General features: G+C 45.3%; 18 protein-coding genes, 1 tRNA gene, 2 rRNA genes and 1 pseudogene (1 of these 22 running past the window's edge). 5 read left to right on the top strand and 17 right to left on the bottom strand.

Annotated elements, in window-relative coordinates; all coding sequences use genetic code 11:
* The first annotated feature begins 117 nt into the window (after positions 1-117).
* The gene (gene motA / locus AOU00_RS13315) at positions 118-912 is read left to right on the top strand and encodes a flagellar motor stator protein MotA (protein WP_025723780.1); all 795 of its coding nucleotides are present in this window, start codon (positions 118-120) and stop codon (positions 910-912) included.
* Positions 905-1,732 carry a flagellar motor protein MotB gene (gene motB, locus AOU00_RS13310; protein ID WP_069290782.1) on the top strand — a complete coding sequence of 276 codons (828 nt, stop codon included), beginning with the start codon at positions 905-907 and terminating at the stop codon, positions 1,730-1,732. Before motA ends, motB begins: the two co-directional genes overlap by 8 nt.
* A 136-nt stretch (positions 1,733-1,868) precedes the next feature.
* Here motB and rluF read toward each other — a convergent pair whose 3' ends face one another.
* Positions 1,869-2,570, bottom strand: coding sequence for a 23S rRNA pseudouridine(2604) synthase RluF (gene rluF, locus AOU00_RS13305; RefSeq protein WP_069290781.1), 702 nt, complete (start codon positions 2,568-2,570; stop codon positions 1,869-1,871).
* Positions 2,571-2,620: 50 nt separating this feature from the next.
* On the bottom strand, positions 2,621-4,897 hold the full coding sequence (locus tag AOU00_RS13300) for a PAS domain S-box protein (protein ID WP_069290780.1): 2,277 nt from the start codon (positions 4,895-4,897) through the stop codon (positions 2,621-2,623).
* 329 nt (positions 4,898-5,226) lie between these two features.
* Here AOU00_RS13300 and tadA point away from each other — a divergent pair, with 329 nt between their 5' ends.
* Both tadA and AOU00_RS13290 read left to right on the top strand, forming a co-directional pair.
* Positions 5,227-5,727 (top strand): tRNA adenosine(34) deaminase TadA, encoded by a 501-nt coding sequence (gene tadA, locus AOU00_RS13295; RefSeq protein ID WP_061831822.1) that lies wholly within the window; start codon positions 5,227-5,229, stop codon positions 5,725-5,727.
* 60 nt (positions 5,728-5,787) lie between these two features.
* Positions 5,788-6,354, top strand: a complete 567-nt coding sequence (locus AOU00_RS13290) for a GNAT family N-acetyltransferase (RefSeq protein WP_069290779.1) — start codon at positions 5,788-5,790, stop codon at positions 6,352-6,354.
* 115 nt (positions 6,355-6,469) lie between these two features.
* Here AOU00_RS13290 and AOU00_RS13285 read toward each other — a convergent pair whose 3' ends face one another.
* The 6 genes and pseudogenes from AOU00_RS13285 to AOU00_RS25840 all read right to left on the bottom strand — a co-directional run.
* Complete coding sequence (locus tag AOU00_RS13285; protein WP_061831824.1) at positions 6,470-7,546, bottom strand: hypothetical protein; 1,077 nt, start codon at positions 7,544-7,546, stop codon at positions 6,470-6,472.
* A 199-nt stretch (positions 7,547-7,745) separates the two neighbouring features.
* Positions 7,746-7,901: a small acid-soluble spore protein P gene (locus AOU00_RS13280; RefSeq protein WP_029514956.1), complete on the bottom strand. Its 156-nt coding sequence runs from the start codon at positions 7,899-7,901 to the stop codon at positions 7,746-7,748.
* 72 nt (positions 7,902-7,973) lie between these two features.
* Positions 7,974-8,144, bottom strand: coding sequence for a hypothetical protein (locus AOU00_RS26610; protein WP_007428073.1), 171 nt, complete (start codon positions 8,142-8,144; stop codon positions 7,974-7,976).
* 28 nt (positions 8,145-8,172) lie between these two features.
* Positions 8,173-8,514 (bottom strand): hypothetical protein, encoded by a 342-nt coding sequence (locus AOU00_RS13275; protein ID WP_029514958.1) that lies wholly within the window; start codon positions 8,512-8,514, stop codon positions 8,173-8,175.
* Positions 8,515-8,892: 378 nt separating this feature from the next.
* Complete coding sequence (locus AOU00_RS13265; RefSeq protein WP_069290778.1) at positions 8,893-9,840, bottom strand: NAD(P)-dependent oxidoreductase; 948 nt, start codon at positions 9,838-9,840, stop codon at positions 8,893-8,895.
* A 63-nt stretch (positions 9,841-9,903) separates the two neighbouring features.
* Positions 9,904-10,089: pseudogene (locus tag AOU00_RS25840) on the bottom strand (phosphate acyltransferase); the annotation flags it as partial.
* Positions 10,090-10,214: 125 nt separating this feature from the next.
* Here AOU00_RS25840 and AOU00_RS13260 point away from each other — a divergent pair.
* Positions 10,215-11,099 (top strand): LysR family transcriptional regulator, encoded by an 885-nt coding sequence (locus AOU00_RS13260; protein ID WP_069290777.1) that lies wholly within the window; start codon positions 10,215-10,217, stop codon positions 11,097-11,099.
* Between the two features lie 31 nt (positions 11,100-11,130).
* Here AOU00_RS13260 and AOU00_RS13255 read toward each other — a convergent pair whose 3' ends face one another.
* The 9 genes from AOU00_RS13255 to AOU00_RS13215 all read right to left on the bottom strand — a co-directional run.
* The gene (locus AOU00_RS13255) at positions 11,131-11,361 is read right to left on the bottom strand and encodes a hypothetical protein (protein WP_069290776.1); all 231 of its coding nucleotides are present in this window, start codon (positions 11,359-11,361) and stop codon (positions 11,131-11,133) included.
* A 136-nt stretch (positions 11,362-11,497) separates the two neighbouring features.
* Positions 11,498-11,583, bottom strand: a tRNA-Ser gene (locus AOU00_RS13250).
* 89 nt (positions 11,584-11,672) lie between these two features.
* Entirely contained in the window at positions 11,673-12,956 is a 1,284-nt protein-coding gene (gene serS / locus AOU00_RS13245) for a serine--tRNA ligase (protein ID WP_013308176.1), read from the bottom strand.
* A gap of 35 nt (positions 12,957-12,991) precedes the next feature.
* Positions 12,992-13,558 carry a pyridoxal 5'-phosphate synthase glutaminase subunit PdxT gene (pdxT, locus tag AOU00_RS13240; RefSeq protein ID WP_069290775.1) on the bottom strand — a complete coding sequence of 189 codons (567 nt, stop codon included), beginning with the start codon at positions 13,556-13,558 and terminating at the stop codon, positions 12,992-12,994.
* Positions 13,559-13,574: 16 nt separating this feature from the next.
* Positions 13,575-14,456 carry a pyridoxal 5'-phosphate synthase lyase subunit PdxS gene (pdxS, locus tag AOU00_RS13235; protein ID WP_061831829.1) on the bottom strand — a complete coding sequence of 294 codons (882 nt, stop codon included), beginning with the start codon at positions 14,454-14,456 and terminating at the stop codon, positions 13,575-13,577.
* Positions 14,457-14,587: 131 nt separating this feature from the next.
* Positions 14,588-15,976 (bottom strand): D-alanyl-D-alanine carboxypeptidase family protein, encoded by a 1,389-nt coding sequence (locus tag AOU00_RS13230; protein WP_069290774.1) that lies wholly within the window; start codon positions 15,974-15,976, stop codon positions 14,588-14,590.
* 327 nt (positions 15,977-16,303) lie between these two features.
* Positions 16,304-17,761: an IMP dehydrogenase gene (guaB, locus tag AOU00_RS13225; protein WP_013308172.1), complete on the bottom strand. Its 1,458-nt coding sequence runs from the start codon at positions 17,759-17,761 to the stop codon at positions 16,304-16,306.
* 346 nt (positions 17,762-18,107) lie between these two features.
* A 5S ribosomal RNA gene (gene rrf / locus AOU00_RS13220) occupies positions 18,108-18,224 on the bottom strand.
* A 78-nt stretch (positions 18,225-18,302) separates the two neighbouring features.
* Positions 18,303-19,443, bottom strand: a 23S ribosomal RNA gene (locus AOU00_RS13215); it runs 1,786 nt beyond the window's last position.

The following is a 19,443-nucleotide window of genomic DNA, read 5'->3' as shown; positions in this document are numbered from 1 at the left end:
AAAAAGAGAGTTTTGTCGATAAATACTATAATCCGTCTTGTAATGACGCGCTTGGGGCAAGGACGACCCCGGCGGCATGAAAGGATTCAAAATCTATTCTCATGGATGAGGTGTATCATGCAAATTTCAACCATTATCGGACTTGTGCTCGGGATTGTGTCACTGGTCGTCGGGATGATCTTAAAAGGCGCTCCGGTCGTCAATTTGGTCAATAATCCCGCTGCTTACATGATTATTTTCGTCGGAACGGCAGCGAGTATATTTATGGCCTTCCCGATGGCAGAAATCAAACGGATTCCGAAGCTGTTCAAGGTTATTTTCACCGAACAAAAACTGTTAGACCGCAAAGAGCTCATCGGTACGTTTACCGAGTGGGCATCCATTACCCGTCGTGAAGGTCTGCTCGCCTTGGAGTCTAAGGTAGAGGAAATCGACGATCCCTTTATGCGTGGCGGCATGCGAATGATTATTGACGGCAATGATCAGGAATTCGTACGGGACGTTCTGATGGAGGATATCAATGCTACCGAGGATCGACATCGCTCTGGCGCACTGATCTTCTCCCAAGCCGGTATGTACGCTCCAACGCTCGGGGTACTCGGTGCCGTTGTAGGTCTGATTGCCGCTCTGGCTGACCTTAGTGACATGGAAAAGCTCTCTCACGCCATTGCAGCAGCCTTCATTGCGACGTTGCTCGGTATTTTTACAGGTTATGTTCTGTGGCATCCGATGTCCAACAAGCTGAAACGGTTATCCAAAAAAGAAGTGGAGCTTAAATTAATGATGGTCGAAGGTCTGCTTTCCATTCAATCGGGGATATCGACAATTGCCATCAGTCAGAAACTGACGATCTTCCTGACTCCGACCGAACGGGCTACGATGACCCAGAAGGATGGCGATTCCAGTGAGTAAAAAGAGACATGAACCGCATGAAGAGCATGCTGACGAAAGCTGGCTGTTGCCATATTCCGACTTAATGACCCTTCTGTTGGCTCTTTTCATTGTCTTATTCGGTATGAGCTCGCTCGACGCCAAAAAATTTGAAACTATGGCTCAATCCCTGAGTTCAGCTTTTAGTGGCGGCACTGGCGTGCTGGATCACTCGGCCGCGAATCCGTCGTCACAATCCATGGATATGGGCAAAAATAAAGAACAAGTATCACAACCCTTAAAATCGAAAGCTACTTCTACCTCTGAACTGCAAAAACAGCTTGCCCAGCGGGAAGAAGAAGATTTAAAAAAGCTTAAAAAACAGATGGATCAATATATTCAAAATAACGGCCTGTCACCTCTGCTGAATACCAAGCTGAACCAATCTCAGCTGATGATCACCATTAGTGATAATGCCCTGTTTTCATCCGGGGAAGCCGAAGTGAAACCGGGAGCGAGAAAGCTGGCCAAGTCCATTTCTAGTATGCTCCAGCAGTTCCCTGGCTATGATGTTATCGTATCGGGTCACACGGATAATGTACCGATCTCCAACAGCCAGTTCCCGTCTAACTTTGATTTGAGCGCCAAGCGCTCTCTGAATTTCTTGCGTATCTTGTTGCTCAATCCAGATCTCGATCCAACCAAGTTTGTATCCATCGGTTATGGCGAGTATCGTCCATTGGCAAGCAATCAAGATGGTCAAGGACGCGCCAAAAACCGTCGTGTTGAAATATCTGTTCTCCGCAAATATCAGAACGGAACACAGGTTATCAGTCCTACCTCAAGCTCGAATGAAGGTTGATTATGCATATGTTATATGAACAAAGGCACCGCCGCATTTTTATGCAGCTGGTGCCTCTTTGTTTAGTGTTTCCTGTAATCTGGACTTGTCAGATACGAGGATCATACGCTGTAGGCTATACAAAGCCCCTCTGGCATTAGCTAAGCGTATAATCGAGCATCTGGCCAAGCTCCTGCTTCTCAGCCTCTGTCAGGTCACGCCAGGCACCTTTCTGAAGGGACCCCAACCGAATATTCATGATTCGCAGCCGTTGCAGTTTTTTAACTTCATAACCGAAGGCAGCACACATACGCCGGATCTGACGATTTTTGCCTTCAGTCAGGATAATACGGAATACATACTCAGATACACGCGTCACCTCACAAGGTAGCGTCCGCTGGCCGAGTATTTTCACCCCGCTGGACATGCCCTGCACAAAAGACGGTATAACAGGGCGATCCACCGTTACGATATATTCTTTCTCATGCTTGCCTTCTGCCCGTAAAATCTTATTTACAATGTCCCCATCATTGGTAAGTAAAATGAGACCTTCCGAATCCTTATCCAGGCGTCCAATCGGGAATATCCGCTGTGGGTGCCCCACAAAATCAACAACATTGCCTCTAATATGGCTCTCGGTTGTACTTGTAATGCCCACCGGCTTGTTCAATGCAATGTAGACGTGATCGGACTTCTCGCGCAGTGGCTTGCCGTTCACGCGAACATCATCGCCTTCTTCCGCTTGACTACCCAGCACAGCCACTTCGCCGTTAATCGTCACGCGGCCGCTCTCTACCAGCTTGTCCGCCTCGCGGCGCGAGCAAAAACCGGTTTCGCTGATAAACTTGTTAATGCGCAACCTGTGTACCCTCCATTTCTACTAACACACTTCCTCCTGCGCCCAGCCCGTTACTCCGGCTTGGCAATCGGAAGCTGCACCAGGGCTGTCGTTCCCTCTCCCTCTGTGCTTTCAATATCCAGTGTGCCTTTATGACTCTGTATAATACGCTGACTGACCATAAGTCCTAGTCCTGTCCCTGTTTCTTTGTTTGTGAAAAAAGGTTCTCCTAGCTTGGACAGCATTTCTGCGGGAATACCCGCTCCCTGATCCCGTATAGAGATTTTAACGCTTTCTCCCTCCAAGAACAAATGAATCGTGATGATACCACCTTTACTCATAGCCTCCATGCTATTTTTAAGTAAATTAATGAATACCTGTTTTAACTGATTTTCTTCAGCGTATACTAGGGCAGGCTCGTCCGTGACCTGAAGATTGAATACAATGCCCAGCAGATGCGCCTGACTATCTAGTAAAGAAATCACGTCGCTCACAATATAGCGAACATCCTTTTTCTGAAAATGCACTGCCTGTGGCTTCGCGAGTATTAAAAACTCGCTAACGATCAAATTAATACGATCCAGCTCAGACATCATAATATCGTTGTGTTTCATATTCAACACTTGATTTTGCTGCTGTAGTTGGAGAAAGCCTCGTAGCGTAGTTAGCGGATTACGAATCTCATGCGCTACGCCTGCCGCCAATTGTCCGACGGTTGTCAGTTTCTCTGATCTGCGCAACAACTCTTCCATCCGGTTGCGACCCGTAATATCACGCGACACGCAGATAAACCCCAAAATTTGGCCTTCTTCATCCAGAATAGGCGACGTGCTCATACTGATCTCTACTGTACTTCCATCCTTACGCATTCTAAGGGTCTCACTTGATACGATGCTCTCTCCCTGAAGCAGGCTCTTCTTCTGAAATTCATACTCCTCCTGTTGCTGCGGAGGTACAAACTCCAGCTTACGACCAACCAATTCCTTCTTGGTCCAGCCGTACAAAGCTTCGAAGGCATGATTGACCCGAACGACGCGATCCTCCTCGTCGGTTACATGAATCGCATCCGCTGTCTGATTAATAACCGATTCCAGATGCTCCTTTACAGAACGGTTCTCTTCATACATCTGTTCCAGTCTTCTCGTGTACATCCCTAGGTTGTAGGCCATCGCATTGATGCGTTCACCCAACTGTGCAAGCTCATGACCACCTTTTATTTCTAACCGTGTATCAAAATGACCATCAGCCATCTCGTTCACTTTCCCCAGAATCGACTGAATTGGGCGAACAAACAGACTTGCCAGCACATAGCTTCCAATGATTACAACCTCCAAAAGGACAATGGAAATAGCAATTAAGCTTATCAATTGCTTGGAAATAACAGAAGTAATCGTATCATAATTCATAACAATACGGATAACATAGGCTTCGCGGTTAGCCGGGTAAAAAGGTATGTAACTGACGAGAACCCGTTCGCCTTTGATATAGCAGTCTTGTACAATACTCTCCCCGGAGAGGATAGCTCTGGACACGGCCAAACGATCTTCCTTCACTCTCGTTAGTTGATACGTGCCAAATTGGATCGGTTTATTGTACATGTAATAGTATTTCGAATCGTTCCCGTTCTTGTCCATCGAAGCGCCACCAAAGGTTGCAGGGTTAATTCCTGTAATCTCCATGATGCGATAATCCACTTGTTGGGTTTGCTTTACAATCTCATCGGGGCTCAGTATGGTTATAAAATCTTGCACTGAAGTATCCTGAAAGGAAATTCGAATTAAGTAGTTACGTTTTTGGTCATAATAAAATCCCCATTTGTTAATCTGTGAGGAGCCTGAACCGGTGTAGTCAAATGATCCGGTCCAAAAATGATCCAGTTTCTGACCTTGCGCCATTGCAGCCTGTCCATGCTCATATAATTGGTCAACTGCATTTTTCCAATACCCTGTCAATGGATCAGATGGCGTTACTTCTTTTGGATCCGAGGATTTAACAACCTTATACCCCTGCCGGTCTCGAATCATCAAAGAAATATTAGTATCTCTGTGGAGTGAGGCCACCTTTTGAAGCTGTTCCTGCTGAATATTTCGGATGTCAGGACCTAGCTGATTAGCAGCCAACGTGGCAGAAAGCCACAGATTATATCCGAGCTGCTTGTCAACGGCCTCCCAGCTATGTTGGGTTTGTTCGATAGCTCCTCCGATAATTTTAGCCGTCAGAACCATTTTAGTTTCACTGTCACTTCTTAGATTTTCGTGGGTCGTGTAATAATTGAGTGCGATGTTTAATAAAAGGATAAACAGGACGGACCCCGACAAAATGATCGTTATTCTGATTTTTATCGACACACTGATTTCTCACCTCTTGCCGTATGCTGGCGATTACTGGCAATTGCTAACTCAATGATACCGTAATAGCGCCTGTGATACCAGCATTTACATTTACCGGATATACATAAATACACACCTTGTGTACAGTATTGTCAATAGACAAGGGTTTGCCTACAATATAAGAAGATAATCATCCACAAGTAGTCCACAAATACACAGATTTTATTATAAACTGTGGATAAACCTGTGGACAAGTGCCATGTTATCCACAATTTTATTCACATCATGTTAACAACGGAATATTTGTTCGTTGGATAATTCCGCGTTTTGAAAGGAGCATTTTCCCAGTGACCACCATGGATCACGCCTATTGGATGAAAGAAGCCATTCAGGAAGCGTATAAGGCAGAAATGTTAGGTGAAGTCCCCATCGGGGCTGTCATCGTAAAAGATAATGAAATCATCGGTCGCGGCTACAATTTGCGCGAGACGGATGCTGACCCAACCGCACATGCAGAGATGGTTGCCATTCGTCAGGCCAGTGAGCACTTAGGCGCTTGGCGCCTGCTGGATTGTAGGCTGTATGTCACTTTGGAGCCGTGTCCAATGTGCGCCGGAGCCATTGTTCAATCACGGGTTCCCCATTTGATATACGGAACTACAGATCCCAAGGCGGGCTGCGCAGGCACGTTAATGAATTTATTGCAGGAGCCTCGGTTCAATCATTGTACAGAAGTAACTAGTGGTGTACTACAGGAAGAATGCGCCTCGCTGCTAACGAACTTTTTTCGGCATCTCCGGCAAAAAAGAGCGGCAGCCAGATTGTCTCCTCCCCCATCCTCATCCTGAGGGGGAAAAGTCCAAAACACTTCATCTTATTGCTAATTCCCCATGGAAGGAGATCAACCCATGCCTATGAGCTTGTATAATACGCCTCAAGGTATCTTTTTACGGCCATTTAGCTTGGCGGATAGCGAAGCCCTTCTCGCCCTTAGGCACCGTAATAGGGATTCCCATGCGCCTTATGAGCCGCTTTACGAGGATTCATTTTTCACATTAGAGAAACAGCAGGATTATATCCGTCAGAAATTGCGTCAGGCCGAAGAGGATCGAGGTTACGTGTTTGGTATCTTTCTCTTAAAGGAAGAACGGCTCATCGGTTATATCTCTATTTCCAATCTAGTACGTGGAGTTGGACAATTCGCTGATATCGGCTACATGATGGATCATCATGAACAGGGTAAAGGGCATATGACCGCAGCCTTAAAGTTGATCATACAATATGCCTTTCGTGCCTTATCTCTACATCGTCTCCAAGCGGGTACCCTTTTGCATAATGATCCCTCACAACGTGTATTAAAAAAGTGCGGCTTCCAGCCAGAAGGCATTGCTCGCAAGCTAGTACAAATTCAGGGCACATGGCAGGATCACCAGATGTTTGGACTTTTAGCTGAGGATGACGTGTGGCAGAGCTAAATGACTGCACAGGGACAACATTAACAGTAAACAAAAAACCGCCCGGCTTATGCCGAGCGGTTTTCTTACATCATATTCGAAAAAAATGATGTTATACAATCATGTCATCCCATACTTAAGGAGCAACAGTTTGCATTTTTTGTTGCAGCTGTTCCATAGTCAGGACTTGATCACCTGTTGGAATACCCACTTTAAATGCTGCTTTAGCATTGATTTTACTGTATTGCGTGTAGCCTGTTACGGACAATTTTACATTGTCTTTTGTGGCCGGATCATTCATCTCTACATTCGCATTCAGGTCTTGATACACAGGAATGTTATCCTTGTTCAAAGCTGTGTTAATGTCAAACTGTTTCACTGTCAAGTAATTTTTCAACTCATCCAGCTTTTTGCTAACTTCGCTGGTGTTGGATTGCAGTTCTTTCTTCGCTTCAGCCAGCTCTTCCTTCTTCACTTGAAGCATGCTAGCATATTCATCTTTAGACATCACATCAAGGACTTTAGGAAGCGCCTTAGTGATAAATGTATTGGTAGCTTGCTTCACATTGTCGTTCGTAATTTTGAATTGAACGACTTGTTTAGCTTCAACGCCTTGTGGCAATTTAGCGTCTTTAGGATCAATATCAAAGAAGTACGTAGCTTGATCATACTCGTTCATAATAGCAGCAATCACTTCATTCGCAAATTTCTGCGATTTTTCCTGATCCATGGCTGCAGGATTAAATTCTTGTCCTGATTGTTTAGCCAGTTCTTGTGGATCAATGACCAAGAATTTACCTACAACATCCTGTGGAAGTGGGTAAAATGGAATATTAGGAATTTTAACGTACAGTTTATCTTTAGTCATTACCATTGGAATCGTGAAGCTGGTGGAAAGATCACCTTTCAAATGAATGCCGAGCGTCATTTCAGATTGGAAAGGTTCTTTTTGGTATACACCATCCAGCGTAATATCAGCATTTTTCAGCATGCTAGTTACCATTGCACTTTGCTCACTTGGAACAGAAGCGGATGTAATGGTCAGTTCCTTAATCGTGAATTGACTTTTGGATTCATAAGAGTTCAACTTCATTGCATTAGCTGTACCGGTCGTAACAGCTTCCTTTGGTTCTAACTTCTTGCTACAACCTACCAGGGCTACCGTCAAAAGCAACACCATAGTGAGTACCAAGACGGATAACTTTTTACTCATTGTGTAGATTCTCTCCTCTCGTAATTAACCCCTTTTTTATGCTAACTAAAAAAAATACACACCTCCTATTTTAACTCATATTCTCAAACGGCGAAACACTTATTGGAAAATTTTCTTACAATAAGCACAAAGACACCCTGGCTCTCTTACCAGGGTGTCTTACACTATGCAATATATTTTAGGAGAAAGGTCTGCCTGCTTATGAGCCTTCTCTATTATGATGATCCACGTGATTCCGCTGTTTCACCTTCTTGGAACCGGATAACGGCTCTTGCTGATGACTACGCTCCCGCTTTTCGTTACTTCCACCAGAATCCTGTGCTTCGGGTACAGGAATGGCTTTAGGCTTGCCCATTTATGCATCCTCCATTCTCAGTCTATATTTGTGGTACATCAACGAATCCGTTTATTACCATTTAAAATAGGACTATAGATGGTGTAGATCTTCCGTTTTATCGTGATTTAGTGAATCCTGATGACGGCGATCATTACGATCCTGCTGCACTTGCTGTGCCTGATGACTATTAACTGGGCGTTGCTCCAAATCATCAACAATGTTAGACAGGTTTTTATCCAGACCGTTTTTGGCTTTTGTCATGTAGTCTTCCTCCTCATTCCTTCATGACCTACGAGTGCGTCAATGACTGTAATGTTTGGGCACATTGGTGAATATGCCGAGTATAATCGGACACTAACTGCTGAATGATATCTGTTCGTTCATCCACAGACTGTCCGTCCCGTTCTACATCGACTAAGCTAACCTGTACTTCCCGGGAGTCTACATAAGTACATGCAAAATCAAAGGAGTACATTTGTCGGCCTTCTACCTCGATATGGATCCGTATAGCCCGGTTGTCAGCTTCATCTGCCTGTACCTGTGATTTGTCCCCTGAATTCAAAAGAATCGGCAGTTGTTCCTGCCAGGCCTCTACCAGCTTTTGCTGATCTACTGTCATTTCTCGATTCATGCCAGCACCTCCACATCTGATAACGTGTGAAAAAAACAGGCTTTTTATACAACAAAAAAGCCATTCTTCACGATTCCTGATCATTAGTATATAAAACCTAATGTACCAGCTAGTCGTATTTGAATGGCTTGGTTTATTTTAGAATATGGCGGAGAGGATGGGATTCGAACCCATGCGGGCTTGCATCCTAACGGTTTTCAAGACCGCTACTACCTATGAAAAGCCGCCGAGCCTTGGTATGACTGGGTTTGTGAAGTCTAATGCAAGAACCGCTACAACTGCTGGCCTGTCTGCAACGCTGCCGTGTCCCCTTGCCATTATCTGGAGGCAACCAGGTGCACGGAGCTGCCCCGATAGCTCATTTTTATTGCACCAAAACTATAATAACTGATTGAGCTTGCTTTCAGGCTCTTCACCATTTTCTACACGTTTTATATTGTTTATAAAGAAATCATATCTTTTTTTATGAAATTTTCGACCATCAGGCATTCCTGCTGTATGGGGAGTAAGTATCACATTACTCAGATTCCGGAGCTCACTGTCAATAGGAAGCGGTTCAGATTCAAACACATCCAGGCATGCGCCTGAAATATCCCCGTTTTTTAATGCATCAATCAAGTCTCTTTCGTTGACAATCCCGCCGCGGGCTGTATTGATAAAAAGAGCGGTATTCTTCATTTTCTTGAATGCCGCTTTGTTGATCAGTTGTTTGGTTTGTTGATTCAAGGGTACATGTACACTGACTATATCCGATGTGCTTACAAGAGTATCGAAATCCGTCATTTTCACAAAACCGTCAGATTGTACAAGAGCATTTCTCGCATAAGCCAGCACATTCATATCAAAAACCCTGCAAAATGCAGCTACTTTTTTTCCGATAGCGCCCAAACCGATAATTCCAATCGTTTTGCCTTTTAATTCACTCCCTGTATAGTCCAATTGATTTTCATCCATCCTGTTTTTCATGAAAGTATCAAGAAACGGTATGTTTTTATAATAAGACAATATCAGTGCCATTACGTGCTCGGCCACTGCCTGTGCATTCACTCCTGCAGCATTGGCCACCCAAATGCCGAGCTGTGTACAGGCAGGGACATCTACATTATCAAATCCTGCACCCGTCTGTACCAATTTTAATTTTTTTGCGATAGAAAGCAGGCTGTGATCCACTTTAATATGTTCAGGAATAATTACCTGGCAATCTTCAATATGATGCAGCATTTCTTTTCCGGGCGGGACAATTACAACATTCCAGTCTTGAGGAAAATACCTTACAATATTTGATTTCGAGGTCTCGCTAAAATAGCCAACTATGAGAATCTTCATTGCTAAACCACCTTTCATTACCTATACCATTCTTCGAAGAAAACCCGTTTGATGATCTTCATTTTATCCTTTTGAGGAAGAAGTAATTATTTCCATATTATAGACTTCATCGGCAGTAAAACCTCTTGAAAGGTCATTGATCGGTGCATTTAGGCGCTGCAGGATCGGACCATATGCCTCAAAGTTTCCAAGACGCTGCGCTACCTTACAACCAATATTACCGGCATGAATACCTGGGAATATGAAAACGCACTATAATAAAATTTGACCCCTCGTCTTTATTAAAGATAATTTTAAACATAAAGAATAATGTTGTAAAACTCAAATATTTTGTGAACTATATTAATCATTTCTATATATTGAGGAGGTATTCTATGTATTTTCCTGGGATTGAAGCGTTTTTAGCTATCGTACGGACCGAGAGTATAAGCAAAGCGGCCGAATTGCTGCACCTGTCACAAGCTACGGTGAGCTATCGGTTAAAGACATTGGAACAGGAAATGGGTGGCCTTTTGGTTGAGCGAAGAAAAGGGGCACCCAAAACCAGTCTGACCCCAAAAGGGGAAAACTTTTTTAGCATTGCGGAAAGATGGGATGCTCTCTGGAGGGAAACACAAATCTTGCAGGCTAGCGGTTCGCAGTTAAGTCTGGCAATAAGCGCTGCCGAAAGTATAAGTCAATTTGTTTTGCCTCCTGTATATAGAATGCTTAATCAGCATACCCCGTCCATCCGACTGCAAATTCGTACGCAGCATACTCAGGAAGCTTTTGATAGTATTGAGCGGCGCGAGATGGATGTGGCGTTTGTGGTGCGAGAAATCGTGTCGCCTAGTGTCACTGTTAAACCGTTTTTTACTGAAGAAATGATGCTGTTGCGCCTGGCTGTGTCGGGGCGGCAGGCCGGAGATACTGTTGAAATGGAAGAATTGGCGGCGCAAGACGAAGTCTTCATAAATTGGAATAGAGAGTTTCAATTCAGACATGACCAGTGGTGGGACCCTCTTTGCCCGTCCCGTGTTCATCTGGACTCAGCGGGACTCATCACTACTTTTTTGAAGGACGCCAGACAATGGTCGATAGTTCCCGCTTCGATTGGCGCACATATGATGCGGATGGGAGATTTTGTTCTTCAGAAACTATCGGTATCGGTGCCTCCAAGAATATGCTATAAGGTAACTCATAAGTTTCCAAACCAAGCTTTACACGAGCCCCTTCGTATTCTTGATAACTATCTGCAAGATATATTTGGAATACAATGATCTGACCTGTCGAGATATTAGTTGCAATTGATTATGGGCCTGCAAACTGATGTATGAAAAAAATAGAGTATGCGGTGTAATAGCGTTTGAACAGCCCCTCCAGTGTCAGAATCTCAGGCGATACGCTCGCTCTCTCATCCTGCGCCACCCGAGACGTTTCCAAAACCGATGGACTCAGACGGTCGAGAAACCGCTGGGGAATGTCCAAACTATTCTTCCGCTGCCCGCGTTTACGCGGTTTGCCCCCCGTGTTTGTATTCATAATCCTATACCTCCGTCAGATGTTTATCCAACGGTCACGAACACAAAAAAACGCACCACACCGCTATCCAACGGTAAAGTGCGTTTCAATCATACTTGCTACAAATCCTTATGCAGCAAGGAAATTATTAAACTGACGGAGAGGATGGGATTCGAACCCATGTGAGCTTGCACTCTAACGGTTTTCAAGACCGCCCCGTTATGACCGCTTCGGTACCTCTCCAGGTGGTAAATGGATAAAGCTGCTTCCCTTTTAAACATACTCAGGCGCAACAAAATTATTTTACCACAGAACTTCTAAGAATGCAACACTTACTGTTTAGGAGCAATAACCTCAATGCCTCGCATGTATGAACGCAACACTTCTGGGATCACGATGCTTCCGTCCTCTTGCTGATAGTTCTCCAAAATAGCAGCCACAGTCCGCCCTACAGCCAATCCTGAACCGTTCAGCGTATGTACAAATTCAGGCTTTGCCTTCGAATCTGGACGAAACCGGATGTTCGCACGACGCGCTTGGAAGTCTTCCGTATTTGAACAGGAAGAAATCTCACGGTACATGCCACTCTCAGGCAACCATACTTCCAGATCGTACGTTTTGGCAGACGTAAAACCCATATCTCCAGTGCAAAGTGCCAGCACGCGATATGGAAGTCCGAGCAGCTGTAAAACACGCTCAGCGTTATTCGTCATTTTCTCCAATTCCTCATAAGAGGTATCCGGGTGAACCAGCTTAAGCATCTCTACCTTATTGAACTGATGCTGACGGATCAGGCCACGTGTATCACGTCCTGCTGATCCTGCCTCCGAGCGAAAGCAAGAGCTGTATGCCACATAATATTTCGGAAGCTGCTCCGCATTCATAATCTCTTCACGGTGGTAGTTCGTTACCGGAACTTCAGCCGTAGGAATGAGATAATACTCAGTATCACGCAGCTTGAACAAATCTTCTTCAAACTTCGGAAGTTGACCCGTTCCGTACAAGCTGTCCCGATTTACAATGTATGGAGGAAGCATTTCTTCATAACCATGCTCACTGCTGTGCAGATCCATCATAAAGTTAATCAGCGCACGCTCTAATCTTGCTCCCAGTCCTTTGTAGAACGTAAAACGAGAACCCGTTACCTTGGCTGCTGCCTCAAAATCAAGGATATCTAGATCCTGAGCCAATTCCCAATGCGCTTTGGGTGTAAAAGAAAACTCGCGCGGCTCCGACCAGCGACGGATTTCTACATTATCCTCTTCCGATGCACCTACAGGTACTGTATCATTAGGAATATTCGGAATAGACATCACCAATTCATCGATCTGAACTTCCAGTTCGCGTACTTGCTCATCTAATTCTTTGATACGATCGGAGACTTGACGCATTTCTGCAATAAGATCATCCGCATTTTCCTTGTTCTTCTTCAACTTGGCTACTTCACCGGATACCACGTTCCGACGATTTTTGAGCCCTTCACTTTCCTGAAGTAACTCACGACGGCTTACATCCAGATCTGTAAAACCATTAATCAGATCCAGAGATTTCCCCCTGTTCTGCAAAGCTTTCTCAACCCGACCAAGCTCATTACGTAAAATCTTTATATCTAACACAGGTAATCCCTCCTACACTACAAACCTGACTTTCACTATTCGCGGACCATATCCACAAAATATTGATGTAACCGGTAATCGTCTGTTAACTCCGGATGGAAGGATGAAGCCAACAAATGACCCTGACGGGCTGCCACGATCTCGCCGTTATACTCAGACAACACATCTACTCCCGTTCCAACAGACTGAATTAATGGCGCGCGTATAAATACAGCACGTACCGGCTCGTCAATCCCTTTAATGTTCAAGTCTGTTTCAAAGCTCTCTCTTTGGCGACCAAATGCATTACGCGATACTGTAATATCCATGAGTCCCAAATGTGCTTCTTCCTGTCCTTGAATCGTTTTAGCCAGTACAATCAATCCCGCGCAAGTGCCAAATACAGGCTTGCCTTGATTGGAAAACTGACGTATAGCCTCTATGAAATCATACTTGCGCATTAGCTTACCAATAGTGGTGCTTTCACCACCGGGAATGATAAGACCGGACAGCTCATTGAGCTGTTCGATCTTCTTCACCGCTATACATTCCGCACCCGCACGTTCAACGCTACGTATATGTTCAGCTACAGCGCCTTGCAGCGACAATACACCTATTTTCATGCCGGTCCCTTCTTTCTTACCAACCACGATCCTGCATGCGCTCATGCGGTGCCAGTTTGGAAATTTCAATGCCTTTCATAGGAGTTCCCAAATTCTTGGAGACTTCTGCAATCAGCTTGTAATCCGTATAATGAGTGGTCGCTTCCACGATGGCACGTGCAAACTTCTCAGGGCTATCCGACTTGAAGATACCAGAACCTACAAAGACGCCATCAGCGCCTAAATGCATCATTAACGCGGCATCGGCAGGTGTTGCTACACCACCCGCTGCAAAATTGACCACTGGCAGTTTGCCAAGCTCATGCACTTCCAACAGCAGTTCATATGCAACTCCGAGGTTTTTCGCCTCTGCATACAGCTCGTCCTTCGACAAGTTTTGCACCTTGCGAATTTGACCATTGATAAAACGCATATGCCGAACGGCCTCAACAATATTCCCAGTCCCCGGTTCGCCCTTCGTACGGATCATAGATGCACCCTCACCAATACGACGCAGCGCTTCTCCCAGATCCTTGGCTCCACAAACAAATGGAACGGTGAACTCCCGCTTATCAATATGGAAAACTTCATCCGCAGGTGTCAGCACTTCGCTTTCATCGAGATAGTCAACACCGAGAGATTCCAGTACCTTTGCCTCTACATAGTGACCGATACGAGCCTTAGCCATAACAGGAATAGAAACAACCTTCATAACTTCTTCCACAATCGTTGGGTCAGCCATACGAGCAACCCCACCAGCTGCACGGATATCCGAAGGCACCCGTTCAAGAGCCATTACAGCTGTAGCTCCTGCAGCCTCTGCAATTTTAGCCTGCTCAGCGTTCATGACATCCATGATTACGCCACCTTTTTGCATCTCTGCCATACCTCTTTTTACACGCGAAGTTCCCGTTTCCATGTCGTTGCCTCCTATAAGGGTTACGTTTAGATTCTAACTTAATATTTTACCGCACGAATGCCAAATACACAATCATTTCAAGCTGCAAAATAAGTAATGAAAAACAAGGTAGATCGCCTAGCTTTGCTTTTTTAGAAGAGGTTCTTAATTCCCTGGAACAGATCTCCGAAGAAATCACCGATTGCCCGGAAAAGCATTCGGAACCAGCCGCCCTCTTCTACTGCCGTCGTAGTAACCAGATCCACGGTTTTTGTCTGCCCTTTATCCACACCGTCTGTCTTGTACGTGTACGTAATTGTTCCGACTTTGGCCCCTTGCTTCAAAGGTGCCACCAGAGAGCTTGCTGGTGTAATGTTCGTTGTAAAGGTTACCTTAGGATTGCTCGCACCCTTAGGTACGATAAAGCTTACTGCATCCTTGGTGACGATCGGTACTTCTGTTTCCGTACCTTTGGTCACTGGCACATTCTCAACACCCTTAACCACCGTCTTTGGAGCAATAACCTGCTTCACTTCAAAATTATCAAAACCATAGTTCAGCACTTTAGCTGTCTCTGTAAAACGGTGTGCATCTGAATCAGCTCCCATAACTACACTGATGAGACGCATTCCGTTGCGTTCAGCGGTTCCTGTAAAACAGTTTCCAGCATTAGCCGTGTGGCCTGTTTTCATCCCGTCTAAACCTGGGTAAGCAAACTTTCTAAAGTTAGTAATATTTTTGTTTGCTTCTAGCATCCAGTTATAGTTAATAATTGGCGCCTTGTCAGTAGGACGGAATTTGTAAGATTGAATTGTCGTAAATCGTGTGTAATCTGGATGATCTTTAATGATGTAACCAGCCAGAGTAGCTGCATCTCTCGCTGTCATCACAGTTTCCCGGTCTGTATCCGGCTGGAAGCCTTTCGGCATATCACCACGGTCCAAACCAGTCGAGTTGATAAAATACGTATTTTTCATGCCCATTCTCTGAGCTGTTTCATTCATTAGTTTTACAAAGTCCTGCTCAGTTCCAGATACGCGTTCAGCAAGGGCTACTGTTGCATCATTAGCAGAACCTACCGCCATTGCAATATAAAGCTCTTCTACCGTATGTTGATCCCCTTGAGCCAAAAAAATACGTGATCCAATGCTCTTAGAAGCATTCTCGTTAACCGTAACTTTATCCGTCCACTTGAGTTTACCTTGCTTAACCTGTTCAGCCACGATGTATTCTGTCATCATTTTAGTCATACTTGCTGGTGGAAGTGGCTCATCTGGATTCATAGACAGCAATACTTGCCCAGTGGAAGGCTCGATTAAAATGGCGGAACGTAGTGCCAGACTAGGGGGGTTAATAGAACCTGTCCCCGTAATATTGGTTGCCTGTGTTGCCGCTCCAGCTGCAAAAGTAGCCACGCTCGAATCGAAATTGCCTACAACAGGCAATGCCGACATATACATCATATTAAGCACCATGACTGCAGTCACACTCTTTTTAATCATGCTGCGTTTTTTATTTTGCTTTAAATTGTTCGCTTTCAAATGAATACAAACTCCTCTCATACCTCAACCCGATCCGCTATGTATAACGAGACGGTGGTTATAGCCTCAACTTGGCCAATGTAATAATGTTTAAGTGTTATAAAATCCAGTTTCACTTCGTTTGCTTAGTTGTATCCTGTCATGAGCATTTTCTGCTCGAATCTTCTTCACTGGTAGGAATCGTCCAAAAGACCTACGTGTCCTAATTCGTCAATAATTTCGTCAAAAAGGCGGACACTTGTCTATTCTATCACAGGGGTATCTCTAAAAAAAGACAGGCAGAGCGAAATACGCTCTGCCTGTCGTCAAGTCTACTACAGCCGAACTTTATAGAGAGTAGTTTGGTGCTTCTTTCGTAATTTGCACATCATGCGGATGGCTCTCACGCAGACCAGCGCCTGTAATACGGATAAAGCTTGTATCGTTACGAAGCTCCTCAATATTAGCTGTACCGCAATAACCCATACCGGAACGAAGACCGCCCAACAGCTGATGAACAGTGTCGGAAAGTGGTCCTTTATAAGCAACGCGTCCTTCGATGCCTTCCGGTACCAATTTCTTGTCGTCATCTTGGAAATAACGATCTTTACTACCTTGCTTCATCGCAGCCATAGAACCCATACCACGATATACTTTAAAGCGGCGTCCTTGATAAATTTCAGATTCGCCTGGGCTTTCTTCCGTACCTGCAAAAAGACTTCCCAGCATTACCGCAGAAGCGCCTGCCGCAATGGCCTTTGTAATTTCACCGGAGTATTTAATACCACCGTCTGCAATGATCGGAATATTATATTCACGTGCTACTGTTGCACAATCATAAATTGCTGTTACTTGTGGAACACCAATCCCTGCGATTACGCGTGTTGTACAGATGGAGCCTGGACCAATACCGACTTTTACGACAGATGCTCCTGCTTCAATCAATTCGCGCGTTCCGTCACCAGTAGCTACATTACCTGCTACAATCGTCAGATCAGGATAAGCTTCACGCAGCTTGCGGACCGCTTCAATAATGTTAATATGATGGCCGTGAGCAGAGTCCACAACAATCATATCCACACCAGCTTTTACAAGTGCTTCAGTCCGATCAAATGTATCCTTGGAAATGCCGACAGCCGCACCGACCAGAAGACGCCCTTGTGCATCTTTCGCTGCGTTCGGAAATTGAATAGCTTTCTCAATATCTTTAATGGTGATAAGTCCTTTGAGATAATTTTCATCATCAACCAAAGGAAGCTTTTCAATTTTATGCTTTTGCAAAATGACTTCCGCTTCCTGTAAAGTCGTACCCACAGGTGCAGTTACCAGTTCTTCCTTCGTCATGACTTCACTGATTTTAAGGTTAAAATCGTGAATAAAGCGAAGATCGCGGTTAGTAATAATACCCACCAGTTTGTTTTCTTCATTTACAACAGGTACACCAGAAATACGATATTTACCCATAACTGCTTCAGCATCAGATACCAAATGATCCGGAGTCAATGAGAATGGATTGGTGATAACACCACTCTCCGAACGTTTAACCCGATCCACCTCTACTGCTTGCTGTTCAATCGACATATTTTTATGAATAATACCGATACCGCCCTCACGAGCCATCGCGATTGCCAACACTGCCTCAGTAACAGTATCCATACCAGCACTCATCAAAGGAATATTCAGCTTCACGTTATCACTCAAACGAGTCGCCACGCTTACTTCTTTGGGCAGAACCACCGACTTGCGAGGTACCAGCAAAACATCGTCAAAGGTAAGGCCTTCCTTACCGAATTTATCTTCCCACACCAAGATGATCCTCCTTCAAATTGTTTAGTCTGTATTGGTCTTGTTGTCTGTCCGACATGGACAAATCAAGGCTCTCTGAAAATATATTATTGCAATCTTAGCAAAGCGGTATAGGGGTGTCAAGCCTTCATCAATAGCCCTAACCTTTAGTATTTCCCTGTACAAACAACTGTACTCCTACGAAGGACAACCTTTAAAAATAAGCGTTCCCAAAGGTAATAGCTATTCACAAAAGCATATCTCCTCTTTGAATGCGCAGCATAGAAGCAATTGTATAAGTGGTTTGTACCGTAATATACCAAAGAGGACCATGATCTCATTGAGATCATGGTCCTCTTTGCTTGTTGCTTGGCGACGTCCTACTCTCCCAGGACCCTGCGGTCCAAGTACCATCGGCGCTGGAGGGCTTAACGGTCGTGTTCGGGATGGGTACGTGTGGAACCCCTCCGCTATCGCCACCAAACATGAATTTGCTGTGCAAATTCTACCTTCAAGGTTACACCCTGAAAACTGGATCCGAAACTCATTTGCGTTTTATTCTTAGGATAAGCCCTCGACCGATTAGTATTGGTCAGCTCCATGCATTACTGCACTTCCACCCCCAACCTATCTACCTCGTCGTCTTCAAGGGGTCTTACATACTGGGAAATCTCATCTTGAGGGGGGCTTCACGCTTAGATGCTTTCAGCGCTTATCCCTTCCGTACATAGCTACCCAGCGGTGCTCCTGGCGGAACAACTGGTACACCAGCGGTACGTCCATCCCGGTCCTCTCGTACTAAGGACAGCTCCTCTCAAATTTCCTACGCCCACGACAGATAGGGACCGAACTGTCTCACGACGTTCTGAACCCAGCTCGCGTACCGCTTTAATGGGCGAACAGCCCAACCCTTGGGACCTACTTCAGCCCCAGGATGCGATGAGCCGACATCGAGGTGCCAAACCTCCCCGTCGATGTGGACTCTTGGGGGAGATAAGCCTGTTATCCCCAGGGTAGCTTTTATCCGTTGAGCGATGGCCCTTCCATGCGGTACCACCGGATCACTAAGCCCGACTTTCGTCCCTGCTCGACTTGTAGGTCTCGCAGTCAAGCTCCCTTCTGCCTTTGCACTCTTCGAATGATTTCCAACCATTCTGAGGGAACCTTGGGGCGCCTCCGTTACTCTTTAGGAGGCGACCGCCCCAGTCAAACTGCCCACCTGACACTGTCCTCGCACCGGGTCACGGTACCAAGTTAGAACCTAGATACGATCAGGGTGGTATCCCAAGGATGCCTCCTCTCAAGCTGGCGCTCAAGATTCTACGGCTCCCACCTATCCTGTACAGATCGTACCCAAATTCAATATCAAGCTGCAGTAAAGCTCCATGGGGTCTTTCCGTCTTGTCGCGGGTAACCTGCATCTTCACAGGTATTAAAATTTCACCGGATCTCTCGTTGAGACAGCGCCCAAGTCGTTACGCCATTCGTGCGGGTCAGAATTTACCTGACAAGGAATTTCGCTACCTTAGGACCGTTATAGTTACGGCCGCCGTTTACTGGGGCTTCGGTTCATAGCTTCGCCCGAAGGCTTACCACTCCCCTTAACCTTCCAGCACCGGGCAGGCGTCAGCCCGTATACTTCGCCTTGCGGCTTCGCACAGACCTGTGTTTTTGCTAAACAGTCGCTTGGGCCTTTTCACTGC

Source organism: Paenibacillus polymyxa (genome assembly GCF_001719045.1).
GTDB lineage: Bacteria > Bacillota > Bacilli > Paenibacillales > Paenibacillaceae > Paenibacillus > Paenibacillus polymyxa_B.
This window is presented reverse-complemented; position numbering and strand designations above follow the sequence as displayed.

Excerpts from the sequence above, each read along its gene's own strand:
- AOU00_RS13275 (WP_029514958.1), bottom strand. The coding sequence starts at position 8,514 with ATGAATCGAGAAATGACAGTAGATCAGCAAAAGCTGGTAGAGGCCTGG.
- pdxT (WP_069290775.1), bottom strand. The coding sequence starts at position 13,558 with ATGAAAATAGGTGTATTGTCGCTGCAAGGCGCTGTAGCTGAACATATA.
- motA (WP_025723780.1), top strand. The coding sequence starts at position 118 with ATGCAAATTTCAACCATTATCGGACTTGTGCTCGGGATTGTGTCACTG.
- AOU00_RS13290 (WP_069290779.1), top strand. The coding sequence starts at position 5,788 with ATGCCTATGAGCTTGTATAATACGCCTCAAGGTATCTTTTTACGGCCA.
- AOU00_RS13255 (WP_069290776.1), bottom strand. The coding sequence starts at position 11,361 with ATGAATACAAACACGGGGGGCAAACCGCGTAAACGCGGGCAGCGGAAG.
- AOU00_RS13285 (WP_061831824.1), bottom strand. The coding sequence starts at position 7,546 with ATGAGTAAAAAGTTATCCGTCTTGGTACTCACTATGGTGTTGCTTTTG.
- AOU00_RS13260 (WP_069290777.1), top strand. The coding sequence starts at position 10,215 with ATGTATTTTCCTGGGATTGAAGCGTTTTTAGCTATCGTACGGACCGAG.
- AOU00_RS13280 (WP_029514956.1), bottom strand. The coding sequence starts at position 7,901 with ATGGGCAAGCCTAAAGCCATTCCTGTACCCGAAGCACAGGATTCTGGT.
- pdxS (WP_061831829.1), bottom strand. The coding sequence starts at position 14,456 with ATGGAAACGGGAACTTCGCGTGTAAAAAGAGGTATGGCAGAGATGCAA.
- AOU00_RS26610 (WP_007428073.1), bottom strand. The coding sequence starts at position 8,144 with ATGACAAAAGCCAAAAACGGTCTGGATAAAAACCTGTCTAACATTGTT.
- AOU00_RS13265 (WP_069290778.1), bottom strand. The coding sequence starts at position 9,840 with ATGAAGATTCTCATAGTTGGCTATTTTAGCGAGACCTCGAAATCAAAT.